The organism is Pseudomonas sp. W15Feb34, assembly GCF_023127765.1.
GTDB lineage: Bacteria > Pseudomonadota > Gammaproteobacteria > Pseudomonadales > Pseudomonadaceae > Aquipseudomonas > Aquipseudomonas synxantha_A.
The window spans coordinates 13,381-31,333 of sequence record NZ_SPKN01000044.1; the positions used below are offsets into that span (position 1 = coordinate 13,381).

Here is a 17,953-nt window from a genome sequence, read left to right on the forward strand (position 1 = left end):
GATAGCGCTGTGTCAGTCGCCCAATAGGTTGGCTGACCCACTGCCATCGGGAGCAAGCCCCCTCCCACATTTGATGGGCGCTGGGTCAGTGAGCGATCAATCTTTCCAAACCGTCCAAAAGGCGTTTTAACGCACCCTGGTTGGCCTGCATCACTTTCAACCCCGCCTGCGCCATCCTGCGCGCATCCTGCGGCAGTTCGAACAATTGGCGCACCGCTTCGGCCAAACCGTCTGCATCATCCACCTCTCGCAACGCCCCGGCGTCGCGCATCATCGTGCTGATTTCGAGGAAGTTGAACAGGTGCGGCCCCATGATCACAGGCTTACCCAAAGCCGCCGGCTCCAGCGGGTTATGCCCGCCGGTCGGCACCAGGCTGCCGCCCACAAAGGCACTGTCGGCCAGGGCGTAGAGAAACAGCAGCTCACCCATGGTATCGCCGAGCAGCACCGAGGTTTGCTCGGTGACCGGCTCACCGCTGGAGCGACGCACCGTGGCAAACCCTTGTTGCACACTCAGCTCGAACATCGGGTCGAAGCGCTCCTGGTGACGCGGCACCAGAATCAGCAACGCGTTGGGATAGCTCGCCAGCAATTGGCGATGGGCAGCCAACACCACTTCGTCTTCACCTTCATGGGTACTGGCGGCGATCCACACTGGCCGGTCACTGGCGCCCCACTGTTCACGCAGGTCAGCGGCGCGGGCCGTCAATTGGGGGTCGATGGTCAGGTCGAATTTGATCGAGCCAGTCACCTCCACCGTTTCAGGCCGTGCGCCCAGACTGAGAAAGCGCTCCGCCTCGGTTTGCGTCTGCACGGCGAACAGGCTCATTTGCGCCAGCATCGGCGCCGTCAGCTTGGCAAACCGGGCGTAGCCCTTTGCCGAACGCGCCGACAAACGTGCATTGGCCAGCGCGACCGGGATACCGCGTTGAGCGCAGGCATGGATATGGTTGGGCCATAGCTCGGTTTCCATGATCACCGCCAGCTTGGGCTGCACACGGTCGAGAAAACGCTTGGCGGCGCAAGGCAAGTCGTAGGGCAAGTAGCAATGCTGGATGCGCGGCTCATTGGCGAACAACGCCTGGATACGCTCGGAACCGGTAGGCGTCATGCAGGTGACAGTGATCGGCAGTTGCGGATACCGCGCCAGCAAAGCGCGAATCATCGGCGCGGCGGCAATGCTTTCGCCCACCGAAACGGCGTGCACCCAGATGCCGCCGGGGCGCATCACCGGCAAGCCATAGGAAAACCGTTCGCCCACACGCTTGGCATAGGCCGGTGCCTTGCGCGCGCGCAGCCATAAACGTAAGGCCACCAACGGCAGCGCCAGGTAAAACAGACAGCTGTAGAGAGTTCTATTCATGGCGGCGGAGTTTATCGGCTTTTTCAGTCGATCGCCTGCAAGCACTCGGCAAATCGTTTGGCCAGGAAGCGAGCGGCGGGCCCCAGATGCTCATCGCGCCTCCATACCAGTTCCACGACCAGCGCCGGCGGTGTCCATTCGCTGGCTAACTCGACCATCTGTTGTTGGTAGGTCGGGTATTGCACGATGTGCCGAGGCAGCCAGGCCCAGCCCAGGCCGCTCATCAGCCATTCGGCCAATACGTAGAAGCTGTCGGCGCGCCACACCAGAGGGCTGGCCGCTTCGCTGCCGGGATAGACGCTGGTCTGGGTCGACATCAGCAACTGCCGATGCTGGGCCAAATGCTGGCAAGTCACGTAAGTTTCCTTGGCCAGCGCATGATTCACCCCGCATACCGTGACCATTTCCACACTGCCCACTACCCGCCGCTCAAGGGCCTCCGGGATTTGGTCGTGATAGAACAACAACCCAAGGTCCGCCTGGCGCTCCACCAGCTTGCGCGCCACATCGCCCTGGGCGGCGCTGGACAGCTGCACTTCCAGGAGCGGGTATTGCACCGCCAGCGCCTCCAGGCTGTCGAGCACCGGCTGAAACAACATCGCCTCATCCTGGGCCAGCCGCAGGCAGGCTTCCTCGCCGCGGGTGAGGGACAGCGCCCGGCCGTTAAGCCGCTCGCATTGGCGCAGCACTTCACGTGCTTCTTCCAGCAACACGCTGCCGGCTTCGGTCAGGCGTGGCTGGCGGCCGCTACTACGTTCAAACAGGTTGACGCCCAGGTCCGCCTCCAGCAGGGCGATGCCATTGCTGACCGCCGATTGCGCCTTGCGTTGCCCGCGCGCTACGGCAGAGAACGAACGCTGCTCGGCAACGCTGACAAACAGGCGCATCTGTTCCAGATCCCACTGCACGCTCATGGTTGAACCTATCTTGAATTCGGATAGGTAATGACTTTACCGCATCTGTTGAACCTCTAGAATGCCGACCTTATCAAACCAGCTTCACCTTGAGGATTGCCCCATGAACGCCGCCTACTGCTACCTGGCCATTGCCATTTGCTCGGAAGTGATCGCCACCGTCTCCATGAAAGCGGTCAAAGGCTTGAGCACACCGATCCCGCTGCTGCTGATGATCGCGGGTTATGGCGTAGCGTTCTGGATGCTCACCCTGGTGGTGCGCACCGTACCCGTGGGCGTGGCTTACGCGGTCTGGGCAGGGCTGGGGATTGTGATGGTCAGTGTCGCGGCGCTGTTCATCTACGGGCAGAAGCTGGATGTGCCGGCGATGCTGGGCATGGGCTTGATCGTGCTGGGCGTGGTGGTGATTCAGCTGTTCTCGAAAACCGCCGGGCACTGACCGTCACTCAACAGCCTGTATACTGCGCCTCTTGTCTTGAACACTGAGGTCGCCGATGCCATCCGTTATTTCCACCGACGTTCTGATTGTCGGCGCCGGGGTTGCCGGGCTCTGGCTCAATGCGCGCCTGCGCCGCCAGGGGTTTTCCACGGTACTGGTAGAAAGCGCCAGCCTGGGCGGCGGGCAAAGCGTGAAGTCCCAGGGGATCATTCACGGCGGTGCGAAATACGCCCTGCATGGCGCCCTCACCGGCGCCTCCGAAGCCATTGCCGACATGCCGCGGCGCTGGCGTGAAGCCCTTGCGGGTGACGGTGAGCTGGATCTGTCTGGTGTGCGCGTGTTGTCCCAAGCGCATTATTTGTGGTCCCCGGGCACCCTCGCCGGCAACCTCACCAGCTTTTTTGCCAGCAAGGCCGTGCGCGGCCGCGTTGATCAGGTCAAGGGCGAAGAGCTGCCTGCTGCCCTGCAAGACCGCCGCTTCAAGGGCAAGGTCTATCGTCTGGCGGAGTTGGTGGTGGACGTACCGAGCCTGATCGAACGCCTGGCGCAACTGGCGGGTGACGGCTTGCTCGCAGGCCAGCAAATCGAGCCGTTGCTGGACGGTAATACGCTGGTGGGCTTGAAGGTCGATGGCCGCGAGATCCGTGCCCAGCGCATCGTGCTGAGCGCCGGCGCCGGCACCGCTGACCTGCTCGCGGCCCTGGGCCTGAGCCAGCCGGCCATGCAAAAGCGCCCGTTGCATATGATCATCGCCAAAGGCCCGGGCCTGAAGCCGCTGTATGCCCATTGCCTGGGCGGCGGTACCAAGCCACGCATCACCGTAACCACCCACCCGGCCGCCGATGGCAACTGGGTGTGGTACCTGGGCGGGGATATCGCCGAGGCCGATGGCGTGGCGCGTACGCCTGACGAACAAATTGCCACCGCCCAGAAAGAGCTGGCGCACCTGCTGCCCTGGATCGACATGAGCCAGACCCGGTGGGCGACCCTGCGGGTGGAGCGCGCCGAGCCGCTGCAATCGGGGCTGAGCCGGCCCGACAACGCCTTTCTGGCCGAAGACGGCCGCCTGCTGGTCGGTTGGCCGACCAAACTGGCCCTGGCACCGGACTTCGCCGACCGCGTCCTCCACGCTCTGGAGCGAGACGGCATTCGCCCCGGCGCCAGCACCCCACTGCCCGAACTGCCAAAACCGGCTATCGGCCAACCCGCCTGGGAGCAACTGTTGCCATGAGCCTGCCAACCCTGCACGACCTGCATCGCCCGTTGGGCAGCACCGGCCTGCTGGTGTCGCCATTGGGACTGGGCACCGTCAAGCTGGGCCGCGACCAGGGGGTCAAATACCCCAGCGGCTTTCAGATTCCCGGCGACGACGAGGCGCGAATGCTGCTGCGCCAGGCTCGCGAGCTGGGCATCAACCTGATCGACACCGCCCCCGCCTACGGCATGAGTGAGGAACGCCTGGGCCCGTTGCTGCGTGGCCAGCGCAACGAGTGGGTGATTGTCAGCAAGGTCGGCGAAGAGTTTGCCGATGGCGTGTCCCGTCACGACTTCAGCGCGGCCCATACGCGAATGTCGATCGAACGCAGCCTGAAACGCCTTGAAACGGATTTTATCGATTTGGTGCTGGTGCACTCCGACGGTAACGACTTGCACATCCTCAACGACTGCGAGGTTTACCAGACCCTGGCCCAACTGAAGAAGGACGGCAAGATCGGCGGTTTCGGCTTCTCCGGCAAAACCGTCGAAGGCGGCATAAAGGCCCTGGAACAGGGCGATTGCGCGATGGTCACCTACAACCTCAATGAACAGGCCGAGAAAGCCGTGATCGATTACGCGACCACCCATGGCAAGGGCATCCTGGTAAAAAAAGCCCTGGCCAGCGGTCACGTGTGCCTGGAGCCGGGAATGGATCCAATTCATGCCAGTTTCCAGCTGTTGTTTGCGCAAACGGGCGTCGCCAGTGCTATTGTCGGGACCATTAATCCGCTGCACCTGGCCCATAACGTGGCAACCGCTGCCCGAGTCATCCGTCAACTCTGATGCCGCCCACGCGGCCGACCCCGTCGCACAAAGGAGCCGACATGCCGCGTACGCTCATAAGAAAGAACCCCAGTAACTTCAAGACACTGCCGCTGCACGTAGAGGCCACCCCCGAAGGCCTGAGCTACCAGAGCGTCGGCATGCCGCTCAACTTTGCCCAGACCCTGCAACGGCGCAAGCCGGTGGAGGTGCCGGATGCCGAACGCTTCGCCCTGGAACTGGCGAACCTCGGCGTCTCGGTGCGCCTGACACTGCACTGGCAAAACAAGGATTACTGGGTGCTGGTGCGCCAGCGTCGTCAGGACCGCGGCGATGTGGTGCTCAAGCTGATCTCCGGCTACGTACCGGCCCATGAACTGAACCTGCCGCTGCACACCGCGATCCAGGAAATTGCCGAAGAGTGCCTGCTGGAGACGCCTGAAGGCTGGCTCGGCGGGCGCTTCAATGACACCTGGCTACCGGCGCCCTACTCCGCCGCCCTGCATTACCGCGAAGCCCTACCGTTTCGCCTGAGCCCCCTGTCCGGCGCCGCACGCCCGGTACGCTGCGCCACCACGCAACTGATCGAGCGCCCACGGGCCTATGTGCACCTGCCGACGGCATCGCTGCAATTGATTTATGACCTGCGCCTGGAAGTGCCAAAGGAAGCCAAGTCCCTGAGCTTGTTCCATGTGGATGAACGCCTGGAAGGTGACCAACTGGTGGCGCGCCTGGATCGTCAGCGCCCGGATCTGTACCTGATGCCATTGAAAGACGGCGAGCCGTTGGCCGAACTGTATACCGTCAAGAAAGATCAGCTGTACCCGGCCAGCACACGCGGTTTGTACCTGGCGGAAAGCTTTGCCCAGCAAGAGGGCTGGCTGGTGCGCGATGAGCGGATTCGCTGGAAGGATTGGCTGCGCCAGCAAGGCCTGGCAGAGCCGGAAAAGGACTCGAAACTCAAGCGCCTGACCGGCAAGGCGCGGCAGATGCTGCGCAAGATCGTGCCAAAGAAGGGCTAGGGGGCGAGCAGGCTCGCCCCACGGGCATTACTCGTTGTTGCGGATCTTCTCGACAATCGCGGTGGTGGAGCTGTTTTCAACCAACCCCAGCACTTTGACCGTGCCACCGTAGGCACTGACGATGTCCGCACCGACCACCTGGTCGACGGTGTAGTCACCGCCCTTGACCAGCACGTCCGGCTTGACCTGGGCCAGCAGGTTTTCCGGGGTGCCCTCGGAGAAGCTGATCACCCAGTCCACCGCACCCAGACCCGCCAATACCGCCATGCGCCGATCGACACTGTTGATCGGACGGCCAGGGCCCTTCAAGCGGCTGACCGAAGCATCATCGTTGACCGCGACGATCAAGCGATCGCCTTGGGCGCTCGCCTGCTCCAGGTAGGTCACATGCCCGGCGTGCAGGATGTCAAAGCAACCGTTGGTGAACACAATGCTTTCGTTATGGGCTCGGGCATCGTCAATCGCCAGCAGCAACTGCTCCAGGCCCAGCACACCGCGCTCCGAGCCTTCGGAGCGCTGGATCGCACGGCGCAACTCCGGTGCGCTGATGGCCGCGGTACCCAGCTTGCCCACCACAATGCCCGCCGCCAGGTTGGCCAGGGCCACGGCGTGGGGCAGTTCCTCACCGGCCGCGATAGACGCCGCCAGGGTGGAAATCACGGTGTCACCGGCACCGGTAACGTCGAACACTTCACGGGCCCGCGCCGGCAGGTGCATGGCCGGATGGTCAGGTCGCAGCAGGGTCATACCGTGCTCGCCACGGGTCACCAGCAAGGCGCCCAGATCAAGCTCGGCCATCAGCGCCGCGCCCTTGCTCACCAGTTCGTGCTCATCGGCACAACCGCCGACGATGGTTTCGAACTCACTGAGGTTAGGCGTGAGCAGGCTGGCGCCTCGATACACCGAGAAATCCTTGCCCTTGGGATCGGCGAGTACCGGAATGTTGCGAGCCTTGGCGGCCTGGATCAGCACCTGGTGATTCTGCAAGGCGCCTTTGCCGTAGTCGGACAATACCAGCACCTTGATACCTTCGAGCAGCGCCTCGACCTGGTCGCCGAGGGCCAGGGCGTCGGTGGCGAAGGGCTCTTCAAAATCGATACGCAGCAATTGCTGGTGACGGCTCATGACCCGCAGCTTGACGATCGTCGGCTGATGAGCGATGCGCTGGAACAGTGCACGCACACCGGCCCCCTGCAGACTGTTGGCCAGGCTTTCGGCAGCTTCGTCGTCGCCGGTCACACCCACCAGGGAGGCCGGGGCGCCGAGGGCGGCAATATTGAGCGCGACGTTGGCAGCGCCACCCGGGCGGTCTTCGATTTGCTCGACCTTGACGACCGGTACCGGAGCCTCAGGGGAAATCCGTGAGGTACCACCATGCCAGTAACGGTCGAGCATGACATCGCCGACCACCAAGACAGCGGCTTGATTGAATCGCGGCATGGACAACTTCATGGAGCAACCCACATACAAAATGAACAGGGGCGCGATATTAGCACAGGGTTTGCGGTCGCTTGCGCGCACTGCAGGCCAAATGTGGAAGGGGGCTTGCCCCCGATGGCGGTGTATCAGCTTGCACAAATGCCGGCTGATCCAACGCTATCGGAGGCAAGCCCCATACATTAGCTCTGTGTCGCTGTTGGATCAGGTGATGTCAGCCGCTACTGGCGCATCCAGCCCCATGGCATGCAGGCGAGCGTAATAGCCGTTCTGCGCCAGCAACTCGCCGTGGGTGCCGCGCTCGACAATCCGCCCGTCATCCATAACCAGAATCAGGTCGGCTTTCTCGATAGTCGACAATCGGTGCGCGATCACCAAGGTCGTACGGCCTTGCATGACTTTGTCCAGTGCCGCCTGGATATGCCGCTCGGACTCGGTATCAAGGGCCGAAGTGGCCTCGTCGAGAATCAGCAGCGGCGCGTTCTTGAGCAAGGCGCGCGCAATCGCCAGGCGCTGACGCTGGCCGCCGGACAACAGCACGCCGTTCTCACCGACCTGGGTATCGAAGCCTTTGGGCAACTGGTCGATGAAGTCCTTGGCATTGGCATCCGCCGCCGCCGCTTCAACGTCGGCACGAGGCGCACCGGCCAGGTCGCCGTAGGCGATGTTGTTGGTTACGGTGTCGCTGAACAGGGTCACGTGCTGGGTGACCTGAGCAATATGCTTGCGCAGGTTGAGCAGCTTGTAGTCTTCGATCTCTACGCCATCGAGCAGGATCTCTCCGCTTTCATGGTGGTAGAAACGCGGGATCAGGCTGGCCAGGGTCGACTTGCCGCTGCCTGAACGACCCACCAGAGCGATCATATGCCCAGGCTCGGCGGTGAAGCTGATGTCCTTGAGCACATGGCGTTCGGTGCCTGGGTAGGTGAAGTTCAGATTGCGCACTTCCAGGCGGCCATTGACCTTGTCGCGCTCGATGGTGCCGTGGTCGACCTCAACGTCTTCGTCCAATTGTTCAAAGATGCTCTCGGCGCCCGCAACACCCTTCTGGATGGTCGAACTGACCTCCGAGAGCTGACGGATCGGCTTGGGCAACAAGCCAGCCAGGGTGATGTAGGCCACCATGTCACCCGCCGAGGCATCGCCACGCAGATACAGGACCAGGAACATCAGCACGGCCATGGCGGAGTAGATCACCAACTGCAGCGCCGGGGTGTAGATCGCCCCGGTGCGAGTCATGCGCAGTTGCTTGTTGGTGTTGCTCTGGCTGGCCTTGAAAAAGCGCTTCTCTTCGTAGACTTCGCCACCAAAGCTGCGCACTACGCGGTAGCCCTGGATGGTTTCCGAGGCCACGTGGGTCACGTCGCCCATGGCCACCTGGATCTTCTTGCTCTGCTTGCGGAATTTCTTGCTGGCGGTGCTGACCATTACCGCAATCAACGGCAGGATCGCGATCATGACCAGCGTCAGGCGCCAGTTCATGTACAGCAGGGAGGCGAACAGGAAGATCACCGTCATGCCTTCGCGAATTACCACCTTGATGGCATCGGTTGCCGCACCCGTGACCATGGTCACGTTGAAGGTGATGCGGGAAATCAGGTGCCCGGAGTTGTGGTTATCGAAGTAACGGTTGGGCAGCGTCAACAAGTTGTTGAACAACTGCACCCGCAGGTCATGGACCAGCCCCAGGGAGACCTTGGCCAACAGATAGTTGCCCAGGAACGAACCCAGGCCCTGCCAGGCCGCGATCAGGATGATCAGCAGCGGCACCGCCTGCAGCAGTTGCAGATCGCGCAGGAAGGGTACGGTGGGGAACAACACGGCTTCCGGATTGGAAAGGCCGTCTACAAAGTACTTGAGGATGTAACCCAGCATCGGTTGGGTCGACGCGAAAATCAGAAATCCAAGGATACTCAACGCGAACAAGCCCATGTAGGGCTTAACGTAACTGAGCAGGCGGAAGTATATTTTCAAGCTCGAAGGGCTTGCGCTCGGACTGGAGTCGGTCATATCACGCGGCGTTTTGAAAAAGGAGGCTGACTTTAGCACAGCTTCTCTGTTGTACTTGCACCCGGTATACCCGCGGCCCGGTTGGATCCGACCGGCGACATTACTTAGCCACTAGCTTAAGATGGTCGGCTTTCTCTTTCTGGAATGGCTTTACTGTATGCACTCCAAGCGCCTTATTTATGGCTCAAATCGCGTTTTCGACTTCCTGGTCCTATGGATTTTGCCTGTTGGCTTGTTGCTGCTCCTGAGTGCGCTGTTCTTTGTCGGCAATCGCAATGTGCTGCACAGAATCGTCTATATCCTGTTCAGCGTACCGACCTTGTTCCTGTTGTGCATGCGCCCCCGGGAACTCAAGGACCTGTTACGAGAACCTCTGGTCATCGCGTTTGTAGCATTCTCCGCCTGGGCCCTGACCAGCCTGCTCTGGAGTCCCGAACCCAGCTCCGATACCGACCTGTTCAAGCGGCCGTTGAACACCTTCATGCTGTTTGGTGGCTGCGGGCTGTTGCTGCATTACCGCAATGAACTGTTCAAGCCGATGTTCTTCAGCGCCGCTGTCATTGCGCTGGTAGTCAGCCTGGGCAACCTGGTGGCGTTCGCCAAGGGTTATTCGCCCGGTATGCGCATGATCGGCGGCCTTGGCGCGCTTGATAACCCGCTGCTGAGTTCGCACCTTTTTGGTTTTTTCACCGTGTACTGGCTGTACGTCTGCATGACCACCCAGCGCATGAACGTGTTGTGGTTCAGCGTACCGGCCCTGGCGATCATGACCGCCGCGGTTTTAGCAACCGGTTCACGCACTGCATTAGTAGCGTTGACGTTGGCCGTCCTATGGTTGAGCTTTGTCAGCCGTAACCGCCGCGCAGCGATGCTTTTCGCCGGCTTGGTCCTGGGTGCAGCCGGACTCTTGTTGTTTTTCCCCGAAATGATCACTGGACGCGGCAGCTCGTTCCGCCTCGAACTGTGGACCATGACATTGCAGCTCATCGCCGAACACCCCTGGATTGGGCATAGCTACGATTCCGAGCTATACCTGACCGTGTCCGATGGCTACCAACTGCGCGAACCCCACAGCTTTGCCCTCGGCGTGCTTTATTACGTCGGCATCATCGGCTTTATCCCTTGGGCCTTCATGCTCGGTTGGGCTCTATACAAAGGCCTGAAGGAACGCGCCCAGCCGTTGTTCATCCTGGCTTCGTCACTGCTGGCTTACGGCATCGGCGCGGGCCTGACCGAAGGCGGCGGCATATTGTCGCGCCCCAAGGAACACTGGTTCCTGCTGTGGATTCCGTTGGCAATTATCACAGGTCTGAGCCTCGCTCAGCGCCACCGCAGCCTGCTGCGCATGCCGGTACAGAACATCAAGACCAAGGCGTTCGAGCAGCTGTGCAGCAACGCCCATGTCATTGAAGCCGATGGCTTGGGGCCAAAAGTCCTGCGCCTGGCAGACGGCAGCTTCCTCAAGCTGTTCCGCCCACGCCGCTGGTACACTTCCGGCAGCTTCAACCCTTATTCCGAGCGCTTTGCCAGCAACAGCGAGCAACTGCGTACCCTGGGCATTCCAACGCCACAGATCCTCGGACTCTATCGCCTGAGCGATGCCAGCAGCGCGGTTGCCTACACCCCCCTGCCCGGCCTGACTTTGCGCCAGGCGTTGCAAAGCCTGGACAGCAGCCTGCGCGAATCACTGGTGGAGCGTTTTGGCCGGTTCATGGCGCAGTTGCACGAGCGAGGGGTGTACTTTCGCTCGTTGCACCTGGGCAATGTGTTGTTGATGGACGATGGCGAGTTCGGCCTGATCGACATCGCTGACCTGCGCATCTACCCCTCTTCACTGCGTTATGCGCTGCGCCAACGTAACCTGCGTCACATGCAGCGCTACCCACAAGACCGCAACTGGCTGTTCGAAACGCATTTCGAACAACTGGTCAAAGGGTATGCCTCGGTGGCAAGCCCGGCCGCCACTGCGAAAATCCGCGAGCAGGTACAGGGCCTGTAGTAGGAGGGATGGCGCCGTTTCAGCTCCTGAGCGGCGCCAGATACAACCTCACCAACCCACGCAAGGTCTTGCGCCCCCAAAACTTCAACGGGATCTGCTTGAGAATCTCGCGCGCCAACGGGCGGTCGCGGTCGGCGGTCTTGAGGAACATTGAGTTCAGGAAGTTGTAGCGCACCTGATCATAGGCCGGGTGATCGCTGAACAATGCGTAAGTCTTGAGAATGTTCTGGATCATGTAACGGTGGTTCTTGTACGTGTTGGTAGCGTGCTGGCGATATTTGGCCATCACCACACCCAAAGCGTCGATGGTATAGCCCGCCGCCGTGATCTTCAGCTGGATCAGCAAGTCCTCCAGGGGAATCTGCGGGTCGAACCCGCCGACCTCCTCCAGTACGTCGCGACGAATCAGCATGGTCGGCGCCGGCGGAAAGGGCTTGCGGTCCAGGAATATATCGTCGAAGTCGAGGCTGCGAAACGGCACGTCGCGACGTTGCTTCTTCTCCGGGTGCAGGTTGCCGTCACCGTCGATCAGCTCGATATTGCCGGCGCACATGCCCACCTTCGGCTTGCCCTCCATGTACGCAACCTGAGTGGCGAGACGGTCCGGCAACATGATGTCATCCGAACCGAACGGCGCGATCAGGCTACCCTTGGCACGAGCGATCGCACCGTTCAAGGTGGCGCTGAGGCCTTGGTTCTGCTGCACCTGGAAATCAAAGCCGTGCTCGGCCTGCAAGCGCTGGATGCGTTCGACGCTGTCATCCTTGGAACCGTCATCCACCACCAACAGTTCGATATTGGGGTAGGTCTGCCCCAGCACGCTGAGGATGCTCTGTTCGATGTACTGGCCATGGTTATAGGAGGCGATGATCACCGAGACCAGGGGCTGTTGCTGATTCATGCTCTACCTACTTCACGCAAACCGGTTTCAATCAGGGTCAGGTACTTGTGCTTGAACTCGTCAAGGGTGTGGTTGGCCTCCAGATAGCGGAACACCTCTTCACCCTTTTCGCGCAGCTGTTCATCGCTCAGTGCCAGATAAGTATCCAGGGCTGCAGCCAGCTGCTCGACGTTGCCCGGGTCATGGGACAGCCCACCCGCGCCCTGCACCAGGGGCAGCATTGCCGGTCCGTTGGAGGCAATCACCGGCAGATGGCCGCTCATGCCTTCCAGCAGAGCCAGGCCCAGGCCCTCGAACAGCGACGGCATGGTCCAGATGTCGAAGCCGCGCACATACTTCATGCCGTCTTCGCGAAAGCCCAGCAAGTGCGCACGACCGTTCAGGCCCAAGCGTTCGATATCGGCACGCAAATCGGCTTCGGCGCGCCCGGAACCAATGATGCCCACCTGCGCCTCAGGGTATTTATCCTTGAGCGTGGCGAAAGCCTGCAGCAGATGAGTATGGCCCTTGATCGGCACCAGGCGGCCCAGAGCGCCGATCATCCGTGCTTCCATTGGCAGGCCCAGGGCCTTGCGTGCGTCCTCACGGGACAGTTGCAAGGCTTCTGCCTGGGGAATGTCGATGGCGTTGGTGACGTAGCTGGTGTTTTCACGGGTGAACCCACAGTTGAGGTCCACCAGGTAGTCCTTCACCGCTTCCGACACGCCGACAAAACGCCAGGCCGGGCTGACCCAGCGCTGGGTCTGACGCCGACGGTAACCACGGGCATATTCGCCAAAACCGTGGGAGATACCGATGCACAGAGGGATTTTCAACCAGCGATTGAGCGACAGCATCATGTTCACCGATTTGAAGCGGTTACAGATGACCACATCGAACTTCTGCTCGCGGCAATACTTGTAGATCTGCCACATGGCGCCAAAACGAATGCCCTTGAGAGACTTCTCCGGCAGCTCGAAATAGTGGGAGTGCTCAGCCACGCTCAGGGGCTGGCCGGGCAGCGGACGACCGCTTAGAAACCCGGAGGTCACCTCGAAACGTTCAGGCGGCAGGGATTTGACGATTTGCTCACCCAGGTCGGCGAAGTCATGGGTCTTGACGTTGTAGTCCGGCTGTAACTGCAAAACCTTGAAACGCGGCTTCATAACTCTCCATGCAGCGATCTGGCTACGGGCGCACGGCCCGGTAAAATGGGCGGCAGACCCACGCTGGCCTGCCTTCGAGAGGGTTTCAGTCCTGCTTAAGGACCCACAGCAGCTCGTGACGACGCACGGCTTTGCGAAAGAATTCGTTCTCGCCGTAAGGCGATGGACTACGTCCGGCCAGCACTTGCTGCAACCACTTGCGCACCCGGCGCTTGAGCGGCGCGCGCGGCTGCAAGTCGTGCATCATGCCCAGGGCCATGGCCTTGTCCTGCTGCTGGCTCAAGGTGAGTGCAAAGCTGCACGGCACCATCTCGGGCGATGAATCGAAACGTGGCGGCAGCGCCATCCCAGCACCGGAGTCACCCATGGGCCAGCGGTCATTATCATGCAGGTGGTTGGCATAACCGAGCAACGTGTCGGGCTGCCACTCCAGGCCCTGCAGAGCTTCAAGCACCGCCGCATGGGCGCAGATGTGGTCAGCGTGGGGGTCCAGCAATGGCGTGGGCAACACGATCACCTGAGGGCGCGCCTTGAGCAGCAGTGCGCGCAGGTCGGCGATCAGGTTGTGCCAGGTCGGTGCGCCATCTGCATCACCCGGCAGGGCAAAGCCGTTGAACTGGCGAAATAGCCGCGTGTCGGCCAAATCCGCTTCGCGCGACGCCTGAGGCTGGTCCGGCGCAGCCTGCATGGCCTGCAATTGCATGCAGAAGTAACCCAACTGCACGCATTGTGCTTCGGGCACCCCGGCCCAACGCGGCACCGCGACGCTGTCCCAGGCACGCAAGCGGCCCTTGAGGCGTGATGCTTGGGCCTTGGGCAAACCCATCTGCTGATAGTGCTCGGCTTCGATCTCCCCGGCGGTCAGGGTCACGATCCAGCTTTCAGCCGCTTGACTGTAAAGGCTGAACGCGGCCAGCTCGGCATCGTCGGCGTGAGGAGCGATCACCATCACACGTTGCTGGCGATAGTCCGGTTGGTGGAAACGCCACAGAATCGGCTGCCCCTGGATCCGGCAAAAGCGCCCGCGCAAGCTGATGTTGCCCGCCGCCAGTGCTTGTGCAGCGCCGGTCAGGTTGAGATAGCGGCGCCCGTTGACGCCACGTTCAAAGGTTTGGCGGTCCGCTGAGTCAAGGCCCAACAGGTCCACCGCCGGGTCTAGGAAGCGCCCCAGCCACGAACTTTTCAACTCAACGCCAATAATCAGGGTTTCATCGTTCGCCAGCGGCGCATCCAGCAACAGCCGCCCCGACTCCAGGCGCAAACCGGGCTGCTCGCTGCCGGCTGGGAATGCGTACTCATAGTGGTCGCTGGGCGAGTAGAACAGGTGATCGGCAAACCACGCTTCATGGGCCGCCCATAGCAACACCGCCAACATCGGCGGCAACCACCAGGCCACCATTACACCGGTGGCAACCAGCACCGCCAAGCCGATCAACAGCGCGATGCGCTTGTTGCGCCGATGGCGCTTGAGCAGTTGCTGTTTGCGACTCATACGCTGAACACCGGCACCGGGTTGCACCAGCGCTCCTTATACTCACGGTCGGAACGACCGAAGGAAAAGCGCAGCGACTTGTTCGCCGCCCGCGCCTGCTCCCAGGCGCTTTGGGTATTGAGGAAACTCAACACGCTGCCAGGGCTGAACGCGCGGGTTTGCGGGTCGACGCCGCCGTTGACGTACTCGGCGCTGAACCATTCATTGGACTGCACCTGATACACCAATTGCACCGCAATCGCGGCGTCATTGAGAAACAGCACCGAGCCGAACAGAAACTCCTTGAGCAGCTCCAGCACCTCGGCCAAACGCGCCGCACCAGCCGCGGGGAACCCCCAGCGACGCTGGAACAGATCGCAATAAATCGCCGCCAGCTCCACGCTGGAGAACTCACTGACCGCCCGCGCTACGCCGCCCGCTTCTTCCAGCAGGCGCAACTCGCGGCGCTGGTTGTAGCGAAACTTCTTCGACAGCTCTTCGGGAGTGCGCGCCATGGCCAATTGCTCGGCCTGGGGCTTGAGGGTACTGACGCGCCCTTCGTTCAACGCCGACAGGTAGCGCGCCCGGTGGCGCAACGGCAACTGAGCATCGGCGGCAATGGGCAGGATGACCTCGGCATTACCGAGGTCAAACAGGCCTTTCTTGCCGGTGCGCTTGAGCACGTCCTTGGAGAGAGCCAGATCGCGCCCCCAGGTGGCTATCGCCCCCCTGAGTTCGCCACCTTGTTCCCAGCCCAGGTAGCGTACCGGAATCTGCGCCAGGCCAGCCAACCGCTCGATAACCTGCGGGTGGGTCGCCACGCTGCCGCCGTAACGCTGCCAGGCCTGGGCGTAAACCTCGGCCTCGACAGGCGCCCAGCCACGTTCACGCCAGCCCTGGAAGCGGTTCAGCATTTAAACCACGGCGTCATAAGGGTCCACGCCGTCTTTCACGACCAGGATGTCTTCCATGATCAGGTACTGCAGGTCCGAGCCGAAGAACATGTTCAGCGCGTCGGTCGGCGAGCAGATCATCGCTTCGCCACGACGGTTGAGCGAGGTGTTCAGGGACACGCCGTTGCCGGTCAGCACTTCCAGTTCTTTCATCATGTCGTAGTAGCGCGGGTTGTATTCGCGCTTGAGCACCTGGGCGCGGGATGTGCCATCTTCATGCACCACTTCCGGCACGCGAGTCTTCCACTCTTCCGACACCTCGAAAGTGAAGGTCATGAACGGCGCCGGGTGATCGACCTTGATCATCTGCGGGGCCACGGTGTCGAGCATCGACGGGCAGAAAGGCCTCCAGCGCTCGCGGAACTTGATCTGGTGGTTGATGCGGTCAGCCACGCCGGTGGCGCTTGGGCAGCCGATAATCGAACGCCCACCCAAGGCACGCGGGCCAAACTCCATGCGGCCCTGAAACCAGGCCACCGGGTTACCGTCGACCATGATCTTGGCGATGCGCTTGGGCATGTTTTCGATCTTGCGCCAGTTCGGCTTGCTCTCGTGCTTGGCGCAAGCGGCGATCACGTCTTCGTTGCTATAGGACGGGCCGAGGTACACGTGCTCCATCTTCTCCACCGGTACACCACGAGCGTGGGATACATAGGCGGCCGCGCCGACAGCCGTGCCGGCATCACCGGACGCCGGCTGCACGAACAACTCTTTCACGTCGTCGCGGGCAATGATCTTCTGGTTCAGCTTGACGTTCAGCGCACAGCCGCCGGCGAAGGCCAGCTTGCCGGTGTCCTTGAGGATGTCGCCCAGGTAATGGTCGATCATCTGCAAGGCCAGCTTCTCGAACAACGCCTGCATACTGGCGGCGTAGTGGATATACGGCTCGTCGGCAATGTCGCCTTCGCGCTTGGGGCCCAGCCACTCGATCAGTTTTGGCGAGAAGTAGAAACCCTTGCCCTTCTCTTTGTAGCGACGCAGGCCGATGACGTTGGCGTAGTCGGTGTTGATCACCAGCTCGCCGTTTTCAAAGGACGCCAAACGCGAGAAGTCGTACTTGCTGGCATCACCGTACGGCGCCATGCCCATGACCTTGAACTCACCGTCGAGCATCTCGAAACCGAGGAACTCGGTGATCGCACCGTACAGGCCGCCGAGAGAATCCGGGTCGTAGAATTCCTTGATCTTGTGGATCTTGCCGTTTTCGCCATAGCCGAAGAACGTGGTGGCGTACTCACCTTTGCCGTCGATGCCCAGGATCGCGGTTTTTTCCTGGAAACCCGAGCAGTGGTAGGCGCTGGAAGCGTGGGCCAGGTGGTGTTCAACCGGTTCGATCTTGATTTTCTTCGGATCGAAGCCCAGTTGTTCCAGGCACCAGACAATCTTGTTGCGATAGCGCTTGTAGCGACGGTTACCCATCAGGATCGCGTCGAGGGCGCGGTCCGGGGCGTACCAGTAGCGCTTGGCGTAGTGCCAGCGTGCCTCGCCGAACAGGCTGATCGGGGCGAATGGGATCGCCACCACGTCAACGTCCGAAGGCTTGATGCCAGCCTGTTCCAGGCAGAACTTCGCCGACTCGTAGGGCATGCGGTTCTTTGCATGTTTGTCGCGTACGAAGCGCTCTTCTTCGGCGGCCGCAATCAGCTTGCCGTCGATATACAGGGCTGCGGAAGGATCATGGCTAAGGGCGCCGGACAGGCCAAGAATCGTCAATGCCACAGGGGTCTAGCCTCTTTTAGTCTGCATGCAGGCGCATCGCGCCTGAAAAAAGTGTGCTTCCCGCCCGGGCGGGAAACAGCTAAAGGGCGGGATTATAGCTTAAAAGCAGTAGGAAGCTGTTAGCGCAGCTCGATGCTACCGTCGGCGCTTTGGCGGTAGATGGTGTAGGGCAAGACGAGCGTGTCCAGCACCGCGGAAACCGGCGCATCCAGAATGACCCATGGAATCCCGTTCAACGAGGGCCCACCCGCAGAGTTGGGAGGCCCATGCAAGACGCAGAGGTCATAAGCTACGCCACTGTAGATTCGCGAAACGGACTGACAGTAGGTTTTCTTGCCCTTGAGGTCACGAACAGTAACGTCATCGCCACGCAGCACGGTGGTCGCCGTGCCGCAGCCTGCAACGATCAACGACATTCCCAGCAACATCAGCAAGCGCAGGATAGGAGTCCACATAGTTGATTCTTCTTTTCGTTTGATAAAGATCGAAAACCTAGCACCACAAAACCAAGACTTCAGGCTTGCGCAGTCGACGCTAAGCGTAGGAAGCGTCCCAATGCGC

15 protein-coding genes are annotated in these 17,953 nt (G+C 61.1%); 5 read left to right on the forward strand and 10 right to left on the reverse strand.

From position 1 onward, the window contains the following. Nucleotides 1–85 precede the first annotated feature (85 nt). Nucleotides 86–1,363: a lipid IV(A) 3-deoxy-D-manno-octulosonic acid transferase gene (waaA, locus tag E4O97_RS20105; protein WP_248162035.1), complete on the reverse strand. Its 1,278-nt coding sequence runs from the start codon at nucleotides 1,361–1,363 to the stop codon at nucleotides 86–88. 23 nt (nucleotides 1,364–1,386) lie between these two features. Further along, nucleotides 1,387–2,277, reverse strand: coding sequence for a LysR family transcriptional regulator (locus E4O97_RS20110; protein WP_216090652.1), 891 nt, complete (start codon nucleotides 2,275–2,277; stop codon nucleotides 1,387–1,389). Between the two features lie 103 nt (nucleotides 2,278–2,380). Between E4O97_RS20110 and E4O97_RS20115 the strand changes: the two genes are divergently transcribed. Genes E4O97_RS20115 through E4O97_RS20130 form a run of 4 tightly spaced genes read left to right on the forward strand, consistent with a single transcriptional unit; the run spans nucleotide 2,381 to nucleotide 5,757 of the window. Next, the gene (locus E4O97_RS20115; protein ID WP_005784167.1) at nucleotides 2,381–2,716 is read left to right on the forward strand and encodes a multidrug efflux SMR transporter; all 336 of its coding nucleotides are present in this window, start codon (nucleotides 2,381–2,383) and stop codon (nucleotides 2,714–2,716) included. A 55-nt stretch (nucleotides 2,717–2,771) separates the two neighbouring features. Next, the gene (locus E4O97_RS20120; RefSeq protein WP_078820133.1) at nucleotides 2,772–3,947 is read left to right on the forward strand and encodes an FAD-dependent oxidoreductase; all 1,176 of its coding nucleotides are present in this window, start codon (nucleotides 2,772–2,774) and stop codon (nucleotides 3,945–3,947) included. Then, on the forward strand, nucleotides 3,944–4,756 hold the full coding sequence (locus E4O97_RS20125; RefSeq protein ID WP_032878250.1) for an aldo/keto reductase: 813 nt from the start codon (nucleotides 3,944–3,946) through the stop codon (nucleotides 4,754–4,756). Before E4O97_RS20120 ends, E4O97_RS20125 begins: the two co-directional genes overlap by 4 nt. 41 nt (nucleotides 4,757–4,797) lie before the next feature. Next, a complete protein-coding gene (locus E4O97_RS20130; RefSeq protein WP_216090651.1) occupies nucleotides 4,798–5,757 on the forward strand; it encodes a metal ABC transporter ATPase in 960 nt (319 codons plus the stop codon). A 27-nt stretch (nucleotides 5,758–5,784) separates the two neighbouring features. Here E4O97_RS20130 and hldE read toward each other — a convergent pair whose 3' ends face one another. Both hldE and msbA read right to left on the reverse strand, forming a co-directional pair. After that, a complete protein-coding gene (hldE, locus tag E4O97_RS20135) occupies nucleotides 5,785–7,209 on the reverse strand; it encodes a bifunctional D-glycero-beta-D-manno-heptose-7-phosphate kinase/D-glycero-beta-D-manno-heptose 1-phosphate adenylyltransferase HldE (RefSeq protein ID WP_032878253.1) in 1,425 nt (474 codons plus the stop codon). Between the two features lie 189 nt (nucleotides 7,210–7,398). Continuing rightward, a complete protein-coding gene (gene msbA, locus E4O97_RS20140) occupies nucleotides 7,399–9,204 on the reverse strand; it encodes a lipid A export permease/ATP-binding protein MsbA (protein ID WP_216090650.1) in 1,806 nt (601 codons plus the stop codon). 157 nt (nucleotides 9,205–9,361) lie between these two features. On the opposite strand from msbA, the gene E4O97_RS20145 reads away from it, so the two are divergent. Continuing rightward, a complete protein-coding gene (locus E4O97_RS20145) occupies nucleotides 9,362–11,203 on the forward strand; it encodes a bifunctional O-antigen ligase/aminoglycoside phosphotransferase family protein (RefSeq protein WP_248162036.1) in 1,842 nt (613 codons plus the stop codon). A 19-nt stretch (nucleotides 11,204–11,222) separates the two neighbouring features. Here the strand turns inward: E4O97_RS20145 and E4O97_RS20150 are convergent, their stop codons facing one another. The 6 genes from E4O97_RS20150 to E4O97_RS20175 all read right to left on the reverse strand — a co-directional run bounded on the left by E4O97_RS20150 (nucleotide 11,223) and on the right by E4O97_RS20175 (nucleotide 17,847). After that, on the reverse strand, nucleotides 11,223–12,104 hold the full coding sequence (locus E4O97_RS20150) for a glycosyltransferase (protein ID WP_078820131.1): 882 nt from the start codon (nucleotides 12,102–12,104) through the stop codon (nucleotides 11,223–11,225). Continuing rightward, nucleotides 12,101–13,249 (reverse strand): glycosyltransferase family 4 protein, encoded by a 1,149-nt coding sequence (locus tag E4O97_RS20155; RefSeq protein WP_032878257.1) that lies wholly within the window; start codon nucleotides 13,247–13,249, stop codon nucleotides 12,101–12,103. The genes E4O97_RS20150 and E4O97_RS20155 overlap by 4 nt, the downstream gene beginning before the upstream one ends. 85 nt (nucleotides 13,250–13,334) lie before the next feature. After that, on the reverse strand, nucleotides 13,335–14,741 hold the full coding sequence (locus E4O97_RS20160; protein WP_216090649.1) for a PIG-L family deacetylase: 1,407 nt from the start codon (nucleotides 14,739–14,741) through the stop codon (nucleotides 13,335–13,337). Then, nucleotides 14,738–15,634 carry a GNAT family N-acetyltransferase gene (locus tag E4O97_RS20165; protein ID WP_248162037.1) on the reverse strand — a complete coding sequence of 299 codons (897 nt, stop codon included), beginning with the start codon at nucleotides 15,632–15,634 and terminating at the stop codon, nucleotides 14,738–14,740. Before E4O97_RS20165 ends, E4O97_RS20160 begins: the two co-directional genes overlap by 4 nt. Then, nucleotides 15,635–17,392, reverse strand: a complete 1,758-nt coding sequence (locus E4O97_RS20170) for a carbamoyltransferase (RefSeq protein ID WP_003187998.1) — start codon at nucleotides 17,390–17,392, stop codon at nucleotides 15,635–15,637. Between the two features lie 119 nt (nucleotides 17,393–17,511). Further along, complete coding sequence (locus tag E4O97_RS20175) at nucleotides 17,512–17,847, reverse strand: YceK/YidQ family lipoprotein (protein ID WP_248162038.1); 336 nt, start codon at nucleotides 17,845–17,847, stop codon at nucleotides 17,512–17,514. Nucleotides 17,848–17,953: the final 106 nt, after the last annotated feature.

What these genes read in the sequence shown, in the direction of transcription:
- waaA (WP_248162035.1), bottom strand. Translation starts at nt 1,363, where the DNA reads ATGAATAGAACTCTCTACAGCTGTCTGTTTTACCTGGCGCTGCCGTTG.
- E4O97_RS20110 (WP_216090652.1), bottom strand. Translation starts at nt 2,277, where the DNA reads ATGAGCGTGCAGTGGGATCTGGAACAGATGCGCCTGTTTGTCAGCGTT.
- E4O97_RS20115 (WP_005784167.1), top strand. Translation starts at nt 2,381, where the DNA reads ATGAACGCCGCCTACTGCTACCTGGCCATTGCCATTTGCTCGGAAGTG.
- E4O97_RS20120 (WP_078820133.1), top strand. Translation starts at nt 2,772, where the DNA reads ATGCCATCCGTTATTTCCACCGACGTTCTGATTGTCGGCGCCGGGGTT.
- E4O97_RS20125 (WP_032878250.1), top strand. Translation starts at nt 3,944, where the DNA reads ATGAGCCTGCCAACCCTGCACGACCTGCATCGCCCGTTGGGCAGCACC.
- E4O97_RS20130 (WP_216090651.1), top strand. Translation starts at nt 4,798, where the DNA reads ATGCCGCGTACGCTCATAAGAAAGAACCCCAGTAACTTCAAGACACTG.
- hldE (WP_032878253.1), bottom strand. Translation starts at nt 7,209, where the DNA reads ATGAAGTTGTCCATGCCGCGATTCAATCAAGCCGCTGTCTTGGTGGTC.
- msbA (WP_216090650.1), bottom strand. Translation starts at nt 9,204, where the DNA reads ATGACCGACTCCAGTCCGAGCGCAAGCCCTTCGAGCTTGAAAATATAC.
- E4O97_RS20145 (WP_248162036.1), top strand. Translation starts at nt 9,362, where the DNA reads ATGCACTCCAAGCGCCTTATTTATGGCTCAAATCGCGTTTTCGACTTC.
- E4O97_RS20150 (WP_078820131.1), bottom strand. Translation starts at nt 12,104, where the DNA reads ATGAATCAGCAACAGCCCCTGGTCTCGGTGATCATCGCCTCCTATAAC.
- E4O97_RS20155 (WP_032878257.1), bottom strand. Translation starts at nt 13,249, where the DNA reads ATGAAGCCGCGTTTCAAGGTTTTGCAGTTACAGCCGGACTACAACGTC.
- E4O97_RS20160 (WP_216090649.1), bottom strand. Translation starts at nt 14,741, where the DNA reads ATGAGTCGCAAACAGCAACTGCTCAAGCGCCATCGGCGCAACAAGCGC.
- E4O97_RS20165 (WP_248162037.1), bottom strand. Translation starts at nt 15,634, where the DNA reads ATGCTGAACCGCTTCCAGGGCTGGCGTGAACGTGGCTGGGCGCCTGTC.
- E4O97_RS20175 (WP_248162038.1), bottom strand. Translation starts at nt 17,847, where the DNA reads ATGTGGACTCCTATCCTGCGCTTGCTGATGTTGCTGGGAATGTCGTTG.